We start from the raw sequence: 17033 nt of genomic DNA, 5'->3' as shown, positions 1-17033 counted from the left end.
CACCCGACCCCCGGCCGGTCGACCGGCACGGCGACGGCCGCCGCCAGCCCGGCGATCCCCGACGCGCCGAGCACGGCCGGCGGGGCGGCGTCGTGGGTCAACACCGGAAGGTCGAGAGCACCGGGCAACGGCGTACCGGGTAAGGCGGTCATGGGTTCCTCGGCAAGGTGAGCTGGATGCTAGACTGTCCATTGTGGAGCGACTTCGCGTCGAGCACCGCGATCGTGCCGCCGTGCAGCTCCACCACCCAGCGGGCGATGGCCAACCCGAGCCCGGTGCCGCCCCCGGTGGCCCGCTCCCCCCGCGCGAACCGCTGGAACACGCGATCGCGTTCCTCGGGCGCGATCCCGGGCCCCTCGTCGCGCACCTCGATGGTCAGCCGGTCGCCCGCGGTGCGCGCCAGCACCTGGACCCGGCCGTCCGCTGGGCCGTGGGTCACCGCGTTGTCCAGCAGGCTGACCAGAACCTGGTGCAGCCGCGCCCGGTCGGCGTACGCGGTCGCGCCCGGCGGGTCGACCTCGGCCGCGATGCGCACCGTACGCCCGGCCGCGGCCGCGTTCACCTCCGCCTCGGCGACCACTTCGGACAGCAGCGGTCCGAGGTCGAACACCTTGCGGTTCAACGATATCGCGCCCGCGTCGATCCGGGACAGGTCGAGCAGGTCGGTGACCAGCCCGCTGAGCCGCTCGCTCTGCGCGAGCGCGGTGCGCAGCGTCGCCCCGTCCGGCGTGGTCACCCCGTCGACCAGGTTCTCCAGCACGGCCCGCAGCGCCGAGATCGGCGTGCGCAGCTCGTGCGACACGTTGGCGATCAGCTCGCGCCGCTGCCGGTCGGCCGCGGCCAGGTCCGCGCTCATCCGGTTGAACGCGTCGGCGAGCTGGCCGACCTCGTCGCGGGAGGTGGCCCGCACCCGCCGGGTGTAGTCGCCGCGGGCCATGGCCTGTGCGGCAGCGGTCATCTCGCGCAGCGGCCTGGTCATGCCGTGCGCCAGCACCTGTGACGTGATCAAGGCTAGCGCCATGGCCGTGAGCACCGTCTTAGGCGGCAACCAGCCGATCTGCCACCAGAAGTAGCCGAAGGCGACGGCGCCCGAGGCCACCATCAGGATGGCCAGCTTCACCTTGATCCGGGGGACCGGGTCGAGCGCCCTCATTCGCCGACCTCCAGCGCGTAGCCGATCCCGTGCACGGTCCGGATCAGGTCCGCGCCCAGCTTGCGGCGCAGCGCCTTGACGTGGCTGTCGACCGTCCGCGTCCCCGCCCCGTCGCCCCACCCCCAGATCTCGGCGAGCAACCGCTCCCGCGGCTGCACCGCCCGGGGGCGCTGCGCCAGGTGGACGAGCAGGTCGAACTCGGTGGGCGTGAGGTGCACCTCGTCCCCGGCCCGCCGCACCCGCCGCTGCGCCGGGTTGATCTCCAGGTCGCCCAGCACGATCGGCGCCGGGTCCTCGACCACCCGGTCCACCCGGCGCAGCAGCGCGTGCACCCGCGCCGCCAGCTCCCGGATGGAGAACGGCTTGGTGAGGTAGTCGTCCGCGCCCACCGCCAGCCCCACCAGCACGTCGGTCTCGTCGTCGCGCGCGGTGAGCATGAGCACCGGCACCGGCCGCTCCGCCTGGATCCGCCGGCACACCTCGAGCCCGTCGAACCCCGGCAGCATCACGTCCAGCACGACGACGTCGGGCCGGGTCGACGCGGCCGCGGCCACCCCGCCCGGCCCGTCCCTGGCCACGTGCACCGCGAACCCCTCCGCCCGCAGCCGCGCGGCCACCGAGTCGGCGATCGTCGGCTCGTCCTCGACGATCAGGACGCGCCGCTGACGTTCTCGCATGCCGCCGACTCTAGGGATCTCGGTGTGCGGGCCGTGCGGTCGTGCTGTGAAGATCCTGTGCACGTCCATTCGCCAGATCTGTGGCCAAGTGTTATGGCCCCGGGGTGGCCGGGTGGGGTAAGGATGGCTGGCGAAGCCGAACCGAGGAGCCTTCGATGCGATCCCTGCTCGTTGTCGCGCTGGCCGCCGTGCTGGGTCTGGCCGGCGTGCCCGCCGCCACGGCCGCCCCGAGCGCCGCCGACTGCTTCGACCCCGCGGCCCCGCTGTCCGTCGAGGAGCAGCGCCTCACCCGCCCGGTGCCGCAGGAGATCCTGCGCATCACCGGCTTCGACCGGTTCGCCCCGGTGTTCGGCGAGGCCCTGTGCACCACCCACGACCGCCGCCTTGCCAAGACCGTGGTCGCCGCCGCGGGCCGGTTCCTGTGGACCGCCGCCGTCGACCGCGCCCAGGGCCGCGCCCCCGCGCTTGGCCTCGACCGCACCGACGACCGCCCGCTCTACTGGGCCCGGCTCACGCTCGCCCGCCTGCTGCGCCAGTGGACGCCCACCTTCCCGCTGTCCGCCGCCGAGCGCGAGGCGCTGCTTGACTCCCTCGAAACCACCTCCCGCGGCCAGGACACCGTGCACTTCCCGGCCGGCCGCGGCATCAACCGCATCCTGATAAGCGGCTTCGACCCGTTCGTGCTCGACGTCGACATCCGCCGCAGCAACCCCTCCGGCGCCACCGCGCTGACCCTGGACGGCACCATGGTCCAGACCGCGTCCGGCCCGGCCAGGATCGAGACCGCCATGTTCCCGGTCAACTGGGACCCGTTCGCCACCGGCATTGTCGAGCGCACGTTCCTGCCCCACCTGCTGCCGGGCCGCCGCAAGGTCGACATGTTCGCCACGGTCAGCCAGGGCCGCCCCGAGCGGTTCGACATCGAGCGCTACAACGGCCGCTGGCGCGGCGGCTTCCCGGACAACCTCAACCTGTCCCGCACCGGCCCCATCCCGATTCCCGCCGGCGTTCCCACCGTCCTGCCCGCCCCCGAGTTCGTCCCCACCACGCTGCCCTTCGCCGACATCGTCGCCACCCCCACCGGCCGCTTCCCGGTCTTCGACAACACCACCGTCGTCGAGATCCCCGCCGGCGCCACCGATCCGGTCACCCAACCCAACGGCCCCACCCCCGGTTCCGAGGCCCGCCAGGGCGGCGGCGGCAACTTCCTGTCCAACGAGATCGCCTACCGCACCACCCTGCTCCGCGACGCCGTCCGCGCCGACGTCCCCGGCGGCCACATCCACACCCCGGTCCTCACCTTCGCCCCAGGCAACACCACCGAGATCACGGACCCCACCTTCATCCGGAACCGCACCGACATCATCACCCAGGTCCGCACCATCGTCCTGGTCGCGGCCGGCACGCTTTGACGTCAGTAATAATGGATCTTCACCCGAGCGGGAAGCCGGTCCAGCCCTTGGTATTCCTTGTCTCCTGACAGCCACAGGTCACGAAGTGTCGTGATCGCGGCGAGCGGACGGAGATCACTCGCTGGGCCGCCGACCTGCAACATGGTCAACTTGAGTTGGCTCAGCGGGGTGAGATCGGTCAGATCGTCGACGTCGCGCAGGTTCAGTTCCCGGATGTATGGAAACGCGTCGACCACCTGACTTGCGACGTTGTCGATCCTGCATCCGGCCAGGTGCAGGATGCGTAATCCGCGTAGGTGCCGAATGACATCAATCGTACGAAGGTGAGGACATTCGTACAGTGCGAGGATCTCCAGCCGGTGGAACTCCCTGAGTGCCTCGAAGTCGGTGATGTTCTGCAACCTGTTCAGCGCCAGGACGCGGATGTCCCGCAAGTGCCGCATGAACCCAACGCTCCGCCATGGCTTGTTCGTGAAGAGGATCAATGTATGCAATGCGGACAGCCTGCGCAGTGCCGACACGCCGGTGTAGCGATCGGCGCCCTGAAGAATCACGTTCACAAGTTTCGGCTGACCGGCTAGCGGAGCGAGATCGATTGTTCCGGCGCAGGTAAAGGACCTGAAGTGCTCTACCGGTGGCAAGTCGGTCAGCATGCTCAGGTCCTCGACCATCTCATGCTCCGGAAGATAAATGTCTAGTCGGGAGACGTTGCCGAGCCTGCCGACATGGGGCAGGAGTCGCTTTGTTCGAATGGTGAGGAAGCCGTCCCGGACCGGCATGTTGGCCAGGACTTCGTCGGCGTAACGCTGCGGATCGAAGTACTGCCAGGCGTCGACGATCTCGCGCTGGACCGCCGGCCGCTGATCTTGGGCGTAGCGGGCCAGCCGGGTCATTGCCTCGGAGTTGTAGGTCAGGGCGGCCGCGCGCACGGTGGCCGCCGCGGCGGCATCGGACAGCTCGTCGAGGCTCGACGGCAGGTAGCGCAGGACCCGGTGGCCCATCGCGGAAAGGGAACGGGTCTCCCGGATACCCCTCGGCGGCACGAGGTGGTTGTTGATCATCTGGTCGACGCGCTGCCGGACGTCCGGGTCCAGGTCGGTGATCGTTTCCAGGCAGGCCGCCGCCAGAAGTCTCAGGTGGCGGGCGTGGCGGGGCTCGGCGTCGGCCCGGTCCAGGATCGCGGTCAGCAGCTCCCGCAGCTGCGAGCGCTTGGCGTGGCCACAGGCCATCACGATGGTCTCCCGCCACGCGTCGAGGTGCGCGTGGCTGGCCAGCGTGTCGATGTGCTCCTCTTCGGTGGCTTCGCTGGCCGCCAGGAACTCCTGGAACGTGCGGTGCACGAAGTCGACCCGGCCCGGCACCGGTTCGCGGATCACGCCGCTGCGCTCCAGGAGGTGGTCGAGGATCGCTTCCGCCCGCTCGTCCACGTTGGGCATCGCAAGCAGCTTGCGTGTCACGTAACCGAGCGCCCGGTTCCGGTGCAGCTCGGTGCGGTTTCCCAGGGTGAGCCGCCAGGCCAGGTCGCGCAGCAGCACGGTCTTCTCGGTCACGTCGAGCAGTCCGGCGATGTTGCGCTCGGCGTCCCGCAGGTCCACGAGCATGGCGATGGCCGCCCGGTACAGCTCCATCCGGTTGCGCGGCAGCTCCGCGCTGCGCACGAGGTTCAGCGCGCAGAGCATCGCGCACAGCAGCGGGTTGGCGGCCAGCGCGCGCAGGTGTGGCCGGGCGTCGAGCTGGGCGAGCAGCCGGCGCTGCGCGTCCCGCAGCTCGCTCGGCTCGCACGGCAGCGACTCGGCGCTGGCCGCGGCCTCGTGCCAGCGGTCCAGGAACAGCCGCACGTCGCTCGCGGACATCTGCTCCAGCACGACGGAGCCGAAGCCCTCCTCGGCCAGCCACCGTTCCTCGGCGGCCGCGGGTCGCGCGGTCACCACGACCCGAGCGGTCGGGTAGGCGGTGACCAGCTCGCCCAGCCACCGGCGAACCGAGTGGCGTTTCGCGGCCGGCACCTCGTCGACGCCGTCGACCAGCACCAGGGCCCTTCCCGAACGCAGGCAGCGGTGTACCCAGCCCTCGGGCATGATCCCGGCCAGCCAGCTCGCCGCGTTGTCGAGGAACTGCTCGGGCCGCGGCAGGTCGGAGTCGACGTATCGGCGCAGCCGCACCGGAAACGGCACGCAGCCGTTCCAGCCGGCCAGCGCGTCGGTGAAGCCGCCGCGCGCGGCCGTGACGGCGAGCCAGTCGAGCAGGGTCGTCTTGCCCGAGCCCGCCTCACCGCGGACCAGCGTCCGCCGGGCGGCGCCGATGGCGGCCTCCACGCGGACCGTGCTGGTCCGGTCGCGGTCCGCGGTCCGGCCGAACCAGTGCTCCGCGAGGCGATCCGTGCCCGGCCGAGACTGGTGCTCTCGACTGTCCCGTTCGGACACCGTCAGGCTCAGGTAGGCGACGCTCAGCGCCAGGCGGGGACGGTGGCGCATGCTGAGGCCGAGAAGGTCGAGCCGGTCGAGCGAACTGGCCAGGTAACGCAGGTACTCCGCGCGGAACTCGTCGTCGTGGGTGGTACCACGGGGGGCGTCCAGGCTGGTCCGTGGGGTGTGCGCGAGGATGTCGGACAGCTGACCGGCCACTGTGGACAGCCGGTCGAGGACCTCGGCCACGGCGCGAGACTGGAAGGCCGGGAGCTGGCGGACGACCTGGATCAGGTATCGGCAGCCCTGGTCCAGAACGCGCGCGTACAGGACGGTGGCCGGCTCGGACAGGCCGGCCTGGCGCGGCTGATCGGGCAGTTGCCGGCGGATTCCGCGGGCCAGCGCCTCAGGGTCGGCGTCGGCGGCGAAAAGTGCCTGGTCGGACAGGTCGGTCGCGCGGAGAGCGTCGACGGCGGCGTCCACCGCGGCGGCGATCTCGTTGTCGCGGAGCGCGCCGAACTCGCCGGCCAGGAACGGCTCGAGCTGCTCGGCGGCCTGGTAACCGATGCCCTCGAGGGCGTGGTCAAGCTTGGCGCGGCGCAGCGGGCTGCTCAGCTCCGCGGCCGCGAGCTCGGCCAATGTGGCGGTGCGCTCGGAGGCGTTGCGGTGGCGGCGCAGCCATTCCCGGGCGGCGTGCTGGGCGACCGCCTGGCCGACCTTGACCGCCGCCGTCTCCAGTCCGGTGATCTCGAGCCCCCTCGCGCGATGTATGGACGACGCTCGATTATGTCGCTCACGGCGCTCGGACGGTTACCGGTTAGCGTGGGCCGTTAGCCTGGATGGCGGTATGGACATCGACACCCGGCTTCGCCTTCCCGAGCTGATGTTGCGCGACGAGCGGCGTCTGCGGCGTCGGCTGGATGGGGTGCGCAAGCTCAGGGATGGGGAGGCGAGGGCGGCGGCGCTGGCGGAGATCGGCGCGGAGATCGAGGCGGCGCAGCGGCGGCTGGAGAGCAGGCGGGCCGGGGTGCCCGCGGTCAGCTATCCGGCGGAGCTGCCGATCACCGGGCGGCGCGAGGACATTCTGCGCGCGATCCGGGACAACCAGGTCGTGATCATCGCGGGGGAGACCGGATCTGGGAAGACGACGCAGATCCCGAAGATGTGCCTGGAGCTGGGACGGGGGGTTCGGGGGACGATCGGGCACACGCAGCCGCGGCGGATCGCGGCGCGGACGGTGGCGGAGCGGATCGCCGAGGAGCTGGACATCCCGCTGGGCGGGGCGGTGGGGTGGAAGGTCCGGTTCACCGACAAGGCGAGCGAGAGCACGCTGGTCAAGGTGATGACCGACGGGATCCTGCTGGCGGAGATCCAGTCGGACCGGATGCTGCGGCAGTACGACACGCTGATCATCGACGAGGCGCACGAGCGCAGCCTGAACATCGACTTCATCCTGGGGTACGTCAAGCAGTTGCTGCCGCGCCGGCCCGACCTGAAGGTGATCATCACCTCGGCCACGATCGACCCCGAGCGGTTCGCCCGGCACTTCGACGATGCGCCGGTCATCGAGGTGTCCGGGCGGATGTACCCGGTGGAGGTCAGGTACCGGCCGATCGTGGACCCCGACGACCCCGGCGAGGACTCCGACCGCGACCAGGTCCAGGCGATTGTGGACGCGGTCGACGAGCTCAACGCCGAGAAGCCCGGCGACATCCTGGTCTTCCTGTCCGGCGAGCGCGAGATCCGGGACACCGCCGACGCCCTGCAGAGCCGGAACCTGCCCGACACGGAGATCCTTCCGTTGTACGCCAGGCTCTCCGCGGCCGAGCAGCACCGGGTCTTCCAGCCGCACCGGGGACGGCGGATCGTGCTGGCCACCAACGTGGCCGAGACCTCGCTGACCGTGCCGGGGATCAAGTACGTGATCGACCCCGGCACGGCCAGGATCTCCCGGTACAGCAACCGGCTCAAGGTGCAGCGCCTGCCGATCGAGCCGATCTCCCGGGCGAGCGCGAACCAGCGGGCCGGCCGCTGCGGGCGCACCTCGGACGGGATCTGCATCCGGCTGTACACGGAGGACGACTACGCCGCCCGGCCCGAGTTCACCGACCCGGAGATCGTCCGCACCAACCTGGCGTCGGTGATCCTGCAGATGATCGCCGCCGACCTCGGCGACATCGAGGCCTTCCCGTTCATCGACCCGCCGGACCGGCGGCACATCTCCGACGGCCTCAACCTGCTCGTCGAGCTCGGCGCGCTCGACAAGTCCAAAAAGGACCTCACGCCGGTCGGTCGCAAGCTGGCCCAGCTCCCGATCGACCCGCGGCTGGCCCGGATGGTGCTGGCGGCCGACCGCGAGGGCTGCGTGCACGAGGTCACCGTGATCGCCGCCGCACTGTCCATCCAGGACCCGAGGGAGCGCCCGGCCGAGCACCAGCAGGCCGCCGACCAGAAGCACGCGCGGTTCGCCGACCAGGACTCCGACTTCCTGACGCTGCTCAACCTCTGGAACTACCTTGCCGAGCAGCAGAAGGAGCTGTCCTCCAACCGGTTCCGCAAGCTGTGCAAGACGGAGTTCCTGAACTACCTGCGGGTGCGCGAATGGCAGGATCTCTACAGCCAGCTCCGCCAGGTGGGCAAGGGCCTCGGCGTGACGATGAACAAGGAGCCCGCCGAACCCCGCAGGATCCACACGGCCCTGCTGGCCGGGCTGCTGTCGCACATCGGCATGAAGGACCCGGCCACCCGCGACTACGTCGGCGCCCGCAACTCCCGGTTCGGGATCTTCCCGGGATCGGCGCTGTTCAAGAAGACCCCGCGCTGGGTGATGGCCGCCGAGCTGGTCGAGACCACCCGGCTGTGGGGCCGGGTCGCCGCCCGCATCGAGCCGGAGTGGGTCGAGCCGCTGGCCGAGCACCTGGTCAAGCGCAGCTACTCCGAGCCGCGCTGGTCGGCCGAGCGCGGCGCCGTGCTGGCCACCGAGAAGGTCACGCTCTACGGGTTGCCGGTCGTCGTCGGCCGCACGGTCAACTACGGCCGCGTCGACCCCGGGCTGTCCCGCGAGCTGTTCATCCGGCACGCGCTGGTCGAGGGGGACTGGCGCACCCGGCACGCGTTCTTCCACCGCAACCGCGCGCTGATCGGCGAGGTCGAGGAGCTTGAGCACCGGGCCCGGCGCCGCGACATCCTGATCGACGAGCAGACCCTGTTCGACTTCTACGACGAGCGGATCGGCGCGGAGGTGGTCTCCGCCCGGCACTTCGACTCGTGGTGGAAGAAGGCCAGCCGGACCCAGCCGGACCTGCTGACCCTCGACCGCGAGCAGCTGATCAACGCCGACGCCCGCGAGTTCCGCCCGCAGGACTTCCCGGATTCGTTGCGGCACAACGGCCTTGAGCTTCCACTGTCCTACCGGTTCGAGCCGGGGGAGCGCGACGACGGGGTGACCGTGCGGGTCCCGGTCGCGGTGCTCAACCAGCTCGCCGGCGACGGGCTGCCCTGGCAGGTTCCCGGCCTGCGCCAGGAGCTGGTCACCGCGTTGATCCGCTCGCTGCCCAAGCAGCTGCGCCGCAACTTCGTCCCGGTGCCGGACTTCGCCAAGGCCGTGCTCGACCGTCTCCAAGGGACGGACGCGCCGCGGCTGGACGAGATCGGGCACGAGCTGCAGCGAATGACCGGGGTGCCCGTCCCGCGCGACGCCTGGCGGCTCGCCGCGGTGCCCGAGCACCTGAAGGCCACCTTCCGCGTGGTCGACGAGCAGGACCGCACCTTGGCCGAGGGCAAGGACCTGCCCGCGCTCAAGCAACGGCTCAGATCCGAGGTCCGCGCTGCACTGTCCACCGTGGCGCACGGCATCGAGCGCACCGGCCTGACCGACTGGGATTTCGACGAGCTGCCGCGGACCGTCGAGCGCTCGAACCACGGCCTGGTGGTGACCGCCTACCCGGCCCTGGTCGACGAGGGCGACACCGTGGCGGTCCGGCTGTTCGACACCGAGGCCGAGCAGCGCGCCCGGATGTGGCGCGGCACCCGGCGGCTGGTCCTGCTCACCGTCCCGTCCCCGATCAAGAGCATCGTGCGGCGACTGCCCAACGACGCCAAGCTGACCCTGTCCGGGAACCCGCACAACGGGGTCGCCGACCTGCTCGACGACTGCGTCAACTGCGCCGCCGACACACTGATCGCCGCGGCCGGCGGCCCGGCGTGGAACCGGGACGGCTTCGGCGCGCTCCGCGACGCCGTCCGCCCGGACCTGGCCGACACGGCGTACGAGGTGATCACCACGGTCCGCCGCATCCTGGCGTCCACACAGGACGTCGACGCCCGGCTCGCCGCCACGACCGGGCCGCGGTTCGCCGACGCCGTCGCCGACCTGCGGGCGCAGCGCAACGCCCTGGTGTACCGCGGGTTCATCACCGCGACCGGCTTCGCCCGGCTGCCCGACCTGGTCCGCTACCTGCAGGGCATGGCCCGCCGCCTGGAAAAGCTGCCCGAGCGTCCCGACCGCGACGCCGACTGGATGGACTCCGTCCACCGGGTGCACCAGGAGTACCGGCGCCGGGCCGCCCAGCTGCCGCCCAGCCAGCAGCTGCGCGACATCCGCTGGATGATCGAGGAGCTGCGGATCAGCTACTTCGCCCAGACCCTCGGCACCCCGTACCCGGTGTCGGAGAAGCGAATCCTCCGCGCGCTCGACGAGCTGGATCGGATGCGCGCCCAGTCCTGACCACGCCTGCCCCAACGGGCAGACCCGCACCCGTTCGGTATCAGGACGAGGTGCCGCGCGCTCCTGTTCGCGAATGTCGGTCAGTGTCGAAGGAGCAGGAAATGACTATCACCGATTCGCGCGATCGCTTCGATGTCAACGCGGTTCCGCAGCGCGGCCAGGATCAGATCCGGCAGCTCGCCTCCTGGCTGCTGCGGTTGACCCGTCGACGAAGCCTGGCGGTGCTTCGCATCGCGCTCGGCGTCGTGTACGTGTGGTTCGGGGCGTTGAAGCTGACCGCGACGACTCCGGTCAGCGCGCTGGTCGAGGCGACGACCCCGTGGGCCGACCCCGGCTGGTTCATACCGGCCATGGGCGCGTTCGAGGTGGTCTTGGGCCTGTGGTTGATGCTCGGCCGGGGGCTCGTGTTCGCCCTGCCGCTGTTCGTCGCACACATGCTGGGCACGTTCGGCGTTCTGGTCATGGTGCCCGACGTGGCTTTCCAAGCCGGCAACCCGTTGCGTCTCACGGTCGAGGGCGAGTTCGTCGTCAAGAACCTCGTGCTGCTCGCGGCCGTCCTGGTCGTGGCCACCAAGACCCGGAGGCATCCCGTCAGCTGAACGGCGTCTGGGGTCGATCCTGCAACTCGCCGTCGAGGTAGATGTCGACCTTCTCGTTGTAGAAGCAGGCCAGCCCGGCGATCTTCTGCGACTCGGCAACCGGGGCGCGGTAGCACCACACCAGGTCCTCGTGCACGACGTCGCCGATGGCCACGCTCCAGTACGACGCCGTTCCCTTGTACGGGCACCGGGTCCGCGTGGTCGACGGCCGCAGCAGGTCCATCCGCACGTCGACCAGCGGCAGGTAGTACCGCGCCGGCAGCCCGGTCTCGAACAGGATGCGCGGCGACCGCGAGTCGGCCACCCGCACCCCGTCCACCTCCACCACCACGTGCCGGCTGCTGGCCAGGATGTCCACCCGGCTGTACGGATCGCGCGGGTGGACGTAGACGGGCTCGTCCTCCTCGAACCACTCGTCCATCGCGTTCCACTCCAGCCGGACCAGGTCCCGCAGTTCCGGGATGGGCGAGTCGACGTACCGCAGCGCCGCGGCCTTCGCGGTGTGCCCGTCCACCACCACGTCGTAGCCGGTGGCGTCCCCCCGGCTCGGCGAGTGGCTGGTCTCCCCGTTGGTCTCCAGCTTCGCCCGCAGGTCGTCCAGCGGCACGTAGTAGGTCGGGTAGTAGGGAACCTCCCACACCAGCATCGGGCTCACGGTGTCCACCACGAGCCGCCCAGCGAGAAACGCCCGCACCCGCTTCGCACTTCTCGCGATCTTGATTCGGCCACGCTTCTGCTCGGTCATGCTGCCCCTCCAACCCTGGTCACACCCCGACGCTACTCCCGGGCAACAACCGCGTCCGCCGCCAGCCGGGGTCGCACCGCCGCCACGATCTCGGCCGGCGCCGGTCCGGCCGGCCGGCGAGGGTCACCTCTCAGACGAACGGCGCGGACCGATCAGGACAGCCGGTCCACGAGCGACGGTCACTGGACGTCCGACTCGGGGGGTGGGAGCCGGTGCGCGTGCTGGCATTCGACCTCGGCGACGCCGGGCACCGCGTCGAGGGCCTCGACCGAGTCCGCGGCGATGGTGCCGGTGACCATGCCGACCGTGGCCAGCACGTCGTCCACCCGCAGGCCGGCCCGGCGCAGGTCGGTGACCACCTCGGCGAACGAGTCGAGGTGATCGTCGGCGACCGAGACGACGACGCTGACCGGGTTGTCGGCCTGGTCCACCGGCGCCTCCGCGGCGAGCTCTAGGGGGCTTGTACCAGTCCCGACCCTACATCCGTCGACGGCAGCGGGAGCCGCTTCGCCGTCTGGACGAGGCGCGCCCACAGCTCGTACGCGCGCGCCCCGGTGGCCTGCGCGACGAGCCCGGCGACGCCGGCGACGTGCGGGGTGGCCATGCTGGTGCCGCTGATCCGCCGGGTGCGCTGCGGCATCGGCCAGGCCGAGTGCACGTCGACGCCGGGGCCGACCAGGTCGACCCCGCACCCGTGATCCACCGTGCCGCAGGAGAAGTCGGCCATGGCGACGTGCACGTCGATCGCGCCGACCGCCAGGATCGACGGGCAGTTGGCCGGGTGGCTCAGCGGGGCGATGAGCCCGTCCGACCGGCTGCTGTCGTTGCCCGCCGCGGCCACGATCAGCGTGCCGCTGGCCAGGGCCCTGGTGGCGACCCGCTCGTAGATCTGGGAGAACGGCTGCCCCGGCCGGGTCGGCGCGCCGAGCGACATCGACACGACCGCGCAGCCGTTGGTGATCGCCCAGTCGATGCCGGCCAGGATCCCGCCGTCCGCCCCGGATCCGCGGTTGCTGAGCACCTTGCCGGCGTAGATCTCCGCCCGGTAGGCCACGCCGTAGCCGGGCCCGTCGGTCACCTGCCGCGGCCCGCACGAGGTGCCGATGCAGTGCGTGCCGTGCCCGTGGCCGTCCTGCACCTCCTCGCCCTGGATGAACGACCGGCTGACGAGGGTGCGCCCGGCCAGGTCCGGGTGCTGCAGGTCGAGGCCGGTGTCCAGCACGGCGATGCGGATGCCCTCGCCGGTCGCGGCGCTGGTCGACGCGCCCACGGCCTGCAGTCCCCAGGTGAACGTGGTCTCGTCGGCGGTCCGCGGTGGCTCCTCGACCAGGGGCGCCGCCGGTTCGAGCGCGTACACCACCCGCTCCGGCTCGACGATCGAGATGGGACCGGCGCCGGCGGCCGCCCCCGCCAGCGCGTGCAACTGCGCGCCGTCGGCGCTGACCACGGCGACCCCCAGCTCGGGCATGATCAGCGGGCCGGTGTGGTCCGGTCCCACGTCGCGGGTGCTCAGCGCCCGGATCCCGGCCACCCGGTTCAACTCCCGCGCCCCGGCGTCGACCGCGTCGTCCTCGAGCAGCACGAGATAGCGGCCGGTCGGTTCGCCGGCAACAGGTTCGGTCATCTCATCCATCCCTCATCGTCGGTGGGCTCGTCGGCTATTCGTCCATCGCCGGGCGGCCGGCTGCCGTGACGCGGGTCACACACTTTCCTCCAAATTGGGTAGGACGACGATCGTCGACCACTCTCCGCCGTTAACACCGCCCCAGAGCGGACGTTTACTGTCGAGTCATGCAGAGTTGGCAATCCCACCCGGTCCCGCGTGTCCCGGGGATCCCCATGCCGGTGCGGTTGTTCGACACCGCGACGCGGGAGCTGCGCCCGACCACGCCGGGGCACACCGCCACCATGTACGTCTGCGGAATCACCCCGTACGACGCCACGCATCTCGGCCACGCCGCCACCTATCTGGCCTTCGATCTGGTGCACCGGCTGTGGCTGGACGCCGGCCACGCCGTCCACTACGTGCAGAACGTGACCGATGTGGACGATCCACTGCTCGAGCGCGCCGAGCGGGACTCGGCCGACTGGATGGTGCTGGCGATGCGGGAGACCGCGCTTTTCCGGGAGGACATGGAGGCGCTGCGGGTGCTGCCGCCGCGCGACTACGTCGGGGCGGTCGAGGCGATCCCGGAGATCACCGAGGTGGTGGCCAAGCTGCTCGCCGACGGCGTGGCCTACCGGGCCGACGAGGGCTTCCCGGACGTCTACTACGACCATTCGGCCACGGCCTGGTTCGGGTCGGTATCGAACGAAGACGAGCCGACGATGCGGGCGCTGTTCGCCGAGCGCGGCGGGGACCCGGACCGGCCGGGCAAGCGGCACCCGCTGGACCCCGTGTTGTGGCGGGCGGCCCGGCCGGGGGAGCCGTGCTGGGACGGCGAGCTGGGCTCGGGCCGGCCCGGCTGGCACGTGGAGTGCAGCGTGATCGCCCTCAACCGGCTGGGCATGGGCTTCGACGTCCAGGGCGGCGGCTCGGACCTGATCTTCCCGCACCACGAGTTCAGCGCCGCGCACGCCGAGGCGCTGACCGGCCAGCACCCGTTCGCCCGGCACTACGTGCACGCCGGGATGATCGGCCTGGACGGCGAGAAGATGTCCAAGTCGCGCGGCAACCTGGTGTTCGTGTCCCGGCTGCGCGGCGACAGGGTCGACCCGATGGCGATCCGGCTGGCCCTGCTCGACGGCCACTACCGCGCCGACCGCGACTGGACGCCCGCCCTGCTGGAGGCCGGCGCCGCCCGGCTGGCCACCTGGCGTGCGGCCACCGCCCTGCCCGCCGGGCCGAGCGCCGAGGACACCGTGGCGCGCCTGCGCACCCACCTCGCCGACGACCTGGACACCCCGCGCGCCCTGCTGGCCGTCGACGCCTGGGCCGCCGAGGCGATGGCCGGCCGCGGCCGCGACCCCGACGCCCCCACCCTCATCCGAACCGCGGTGGACGCCCTGCTCGGGATCGCGCTCGCCGAATGAGCCGAAGGGCCGCCGGAACGCTGATCACCAGCAGCGCGGCGGGAATCAGGAACGAGGCCGCCGGCGACGCGTGGTAGATCGGGGTGAACGCCACCGGTGCGAGGGCCTGGCCGAAGAACCGGAATGCCTGGACCACCGACAGCGCGCCCGACGGGTTGTCACCGTCACCGGACAGCACCAGCGTGTTCAGCCCGACGAGCAGGAACTGCGCCGCCACTCCGGCCGACGCCCACAGCGCCGCCACGGCCGCCAGCGAGGGCAGCACGCCGACCAGCGCGACCGGCCCGGCCCCGGCCAGCGCGCCGATCAGCGTCGACCGCCGGCCGCCGATCCGGTCGATCAACCGCCCGACCGCCCGCGCGGTGAGCAGGCCGAGCACGCCGAACCCGGTGAGCAGCACGCCGCGCGGCCCGGCGCCCAGCCCGAACGCGTCCTGCATCCGGAACGCCACCAGGAACGACACCCCGCCGAGGCAGGCCCACCCGACCAGCGCTCCCATCCCGGTCAGCACCGTCTCCGGCCGCCACGCGGCGCGCAGCCGAACCGGCTCGTCGGTCCGCTGCTCGGAGATCTCTTTGGGCAACCCGATGGCGGCCAGCACGAGGGCGACCGCGGCGACGCCGAGGAAGGCCAGCCGCCAGGTCGCCTCCGCGGCGAGCCCGCCGAGCAGCGGCGCGCTGGTGTTGCCGGCCGCCTGCAGCGACGAGAACAGGCCGAGCGCCCGGCCGAGCCGCTCGCGCGGGGTGCTCGCGGCGACCGTGGCCAGCAGCAGCGGCATGGTGAACGCGTTGGCCGCGCCCTGCACCATGCGGCCGGCCTGGAACAGCCAGAACGACGGCGCCACGGCACACAGCACCGAGCTGACCACGTAGACCAGGTACGCCGTCACGACACTGCGCCGCGTGCCCCACCGCGCCCCGAGCGTGCCGGAGATCAGCATCAGCGCGGCGAACGGCACCAGGTAGGCGGTCAGCGAGGCCGACGCGGTCTGCGCCGACACCCCGAAGTCGGCCCCCAGCTCGGGCAGCATCGACACGGTGACGCCGCCGGCGAACGGGCCGAGAAACCCGCCCGCGTACAGGCCCGCAACCGCCAGCCTGCCGGAGCTCACACCCCGGACTGCCCGCCGCCAAGGGTCGGGCCGCCCGGCCGGCGCCGCCGCAGGTAGCGTTCGAAGTCGGCGGCGATGGCCTCGCCGCTGGTCTCGTTGAGGCCGTCGTCGGCGTCGCCGCGCTCCTCGAGGGCCCGCACGTAGTTGCGGACGTCCTCGTCCTCGTTGGCCATCTCGGTGACCGTGCGCTGCCACTCCTCGGCCTGTTCGGGCAGCCCGCCGAGCGGCACCTCGACGTCGAGCACCTCCTCGACCCGGTGCAGCAGCGCCAAAGTCGCCTTGGGAGACGGTGGCTGGGATACGTAGTGCGGCACCGCGGCCCAGATCGAGATCGCCGGCACGCCGGCCTGGACGCACGCGTCCTGCAGCACTCCGACGATGCCGGTCGGCCCCTCGTAGCGGGAGCGCTCGAGCCCGAAATGCGCGGCCGATGCGGCGTCGTATGCGGTGCCGGTCACCGGGACCGGCCGGGTGTGCGGCGTGTCGGCGAGCAGCGCGCCGAGGGTCACCACGGTGGTCACGCCGAGCCGGTCGACGTGGTACAGCAACTCCCCGCAGAACTTGCGCCACCGCATGTTCGGCTCGATGCCGTGCATGAGCACCACGTGCCGGGTGCTGCCGGGCGGGCGGCACACCGACAGCCGGGTGGTCGGCCATTCGACCCGGCGGGTGACCCCGTCCACCATGCGGACTGTGGGCCTCGTCACTTGGAAGTCGTAGTAGTCGTCCGGATCGATGTCCACCAGCGGCGTGGCGTCCCAGGTCAGCTGGAGATGCTCGATTGCCGTGCTAGCCGCGTCGCCCGCGTCGTTCCAGCCCTCGAACGCCGCCACCATGACGGGCTCGACGAGGGACTCCGGCACCCCGTCCTGGGCGTCGGCGGCGGTACTGTGCTGGTGCGGATCGGTCACGCGGCAAGCCTACGACCCTATCGTCGTTGCCGGAGATCGTAGGCTTGGACCATGCCAGATACGCGTCCATCGGCCCTGCTCTCCGCCCTTCAAGAAAGGGTGCTGGTGGCCGATGGCGCCATGGGCACGATGCTGCAGGCGGCGGACCTTTCGCTGGACGACTTCGCCGGGCTCGAGGGCTGCAACGAGATTCTCAACGTCACCCGGCCGGACGTGGTGCGCGCGGTGCACCGCGGGTACTTCGAGGCGGGCTCGGATGCC

At 71.5% G+C, this 17033-nt stretch carries 13 protein-coding genes; 5 read left to right on the top strand and 8 right to left on the bottom strand.

All coding sequences use genetic code 11. The annotated features are described in order from the left end of the window. Positions 1–148 precede the first annotated feature (148 nt). Positions 149–1153 carry a HAMP domain-containing sensor histidine kinase gene (locus VGX25_RS27935; RefSeq protein WP_326920899.1) on the bottom strand — a complete coding sequence of 335 codons (1005 nt, stop codon included), beginning with the start codon at positions 1151–1153 and terminating at the stop codon, positions 149–151. After that, positions 1150–1830 carry a response regulator transcription factor gene (locus tag VGX25_RS27930; protein WP_326920898.1) on the bottom strand — a complete coding sequence of 227 codons (681 nt, stop codon included), beginning with the start codon at positions 1828–1830 and terminating at the stop codon, positions 1150–1152. The genes VGX25_RS27935 and VGX25_RS27930 overlap by 4 nt, the downstream gene beginning before the upstream one ends. A 155-nt stretch (positions 1831–1985) precedes the next feature. On the opposite strand from VGX25_RS27930, the gene VGX25_RS27925 reads away from it, so the two are divergent. Further along, positions 1986–3242, top strand: coding sequence for a pyroglutamyl peptidase (locus tag VGX25_RS27925; RefSeq protein WP_326920897.1), 1257 nt, complete (start codon positions 1986–1988; stop codon positions 3240–3242). Between the two features lie 2 nt (positions 3243–3244). On the opposite strand, the gene VGX25_RS27920 is transcribed toward VGX25_RS27925, so the two are convergent. Further along, complete coding sequence (locus VGX25_RS27920) at positions 3245–6385, bottom strand: NACHT domain-containing protein (RefSeq protein WP_414635999.1); 3141 nt, start codon at positions 6383–6385, stop codon at positions 3245–3247. Between the two features lie 109 nt (positions 6386–6494). Here VGX25_RS27920 and hrpA point away from each other — a divergent pair, with 109 nt between their 5' ends. Together hrpA and VGX25_RS27910 are read left to right on the top strand one after the other, a co-directional pair. Next, complete coding sequence (hrpA, locus tag VGX25_RS27915) at positions 6495–10373, top strand: ATP-dependent RNA helicase HrpA (RefSeq protein WP_326920895.1); 3879 nt, start codon at positions 6495–6497, stop codon at positions 10371–10373. Positions 10374–10474: 101 nt separating this feature from the next. After that, complete coding sequence (locus VGX25_RS27910) at positions 10475–10972, top strand: DoxX family protein (RefSeq protein WP_326920894.1); 498 nt, start codon at positions 10475–10477, stop codon at positions 10970–10972. Here VGX25_RS27910 and VGX25_RS27905 read toward each other — a convergent pair. The 3 genes from VGX25_RS27905 to VGX25_RS27895 all read right to left on the bottom strand — a co-directional run bounded on the left by VGX25_RS27905 (position 10965) and on the right by VGX25_RS27895 (position 13341). Then, complete coding sequence (locus tag VGX25_RS27905) at positions 10965–11717, bottom strand: DUF427 domain-containing protein (protein ID WP_326920893.1); 753 nt, start codon at positions 11715–11717, stop codon at positions 10965–10967. The two genes, VGX25_RS27910 and VGX25_RS27905, sit on opposite strands and share 8 nt — an antisense overlap. Before the next feature lie 179 nt (positions 11718–11896). Further along, positions 11897–12148: a hypothetical protein gene (locus VGX25_RS27900; protein WP_326920892.1), complete on the bottom strand. Its 252-nt coding sequence runs from the start codon at positions 12146–12148 to the stop codon at positions 11897–11899. A gap of 20 nt (positions 12149–12168) precedes the next feature. Then, on the bottom strand, positions 12169–13341 hold the full coding sequence (locus tag VGX25_RS27895) for a S8 family peptidase (protein ID WP_326920891.1): 1173 nt from the start codon (positions 13339–13341) through the stop codon (positions 12169–12171). Between the two features lie 167 nt (positions 13342–13508). Here VGX25_RS27895 and mshC point away from each other — a divergent pair, with 167 nt between their 5' ends. Continuing rightward, positions 13509–14750, top strand: coding sequence for a cysteine--1-D-myo-inosityl 2-amino-2-deoxy-alpha-D-glucopyranoside ligase (mshC, locus tag VGX25_RS27890; protein WP_326920890.1), 1242 nt, complete (start codon positions 13509–13511; stop codon positions 14748–14750). On the opposite strand, the gene VGX25_RS27885 is transcribed toward mshC, so the two are convergent. Both VGX25_RS27885 and VGX25_RS27880 read right to left on the bottom strand, forming a co-directional pair. Next, positions 14701–15861 (bottom strand): MFS transporter, encoded by a 1161-nt coding sequence (locus VGX25_RS27885; RefSeq protein WP_326920889.1) that lies wholly within the window; start codon positions 15859–15861, stop codon positions 14701–14703. The two genes, mshC and VGX25_RS27885, sit on opposite strands and share 50 nt — an antisense overlap. Then, positions 15858–16772: a PAC2 family protein gene (locus VGX25_RS27880; RefSeq protein WP_414635998.1), complete on the bottom strand. Its 915-nt coding sequence runs from the start codon at positions 16770–16772 to the stop codon at positions 15858–15860. The genes VGX25_RS27885 and VGX25_RS27880 overlap by 4 nt, the downstream gene beginning before the upstream one ends. A 51-nt stretch (positions 16773–16823) precedes the next feature. Between VGX25_RS27880 and VGX25_RS27875 the strand changes: the two genes are divergently transcribed. Further along, positions 16824–17033: homocysteine S-methyltransferase family protein (locus tag VGX25_RS27875; RefSeq protein WP_326920888.1), on the top strand; the 210-nt coding region annotated here is incomplete at its 3' end.

The organism is Actinophytocola sp., from assembly GCF_035942955.1.
Taxonomy (GTDB): domain Bacteria; phylum Actinomycetota; class Actinomycetes; order Mycobacteriales; family Pseudonocardiaceae; genus DASYTH01.
This window is presented reverse-complemented; position numbering and strand designations above follow the sequence as displayed.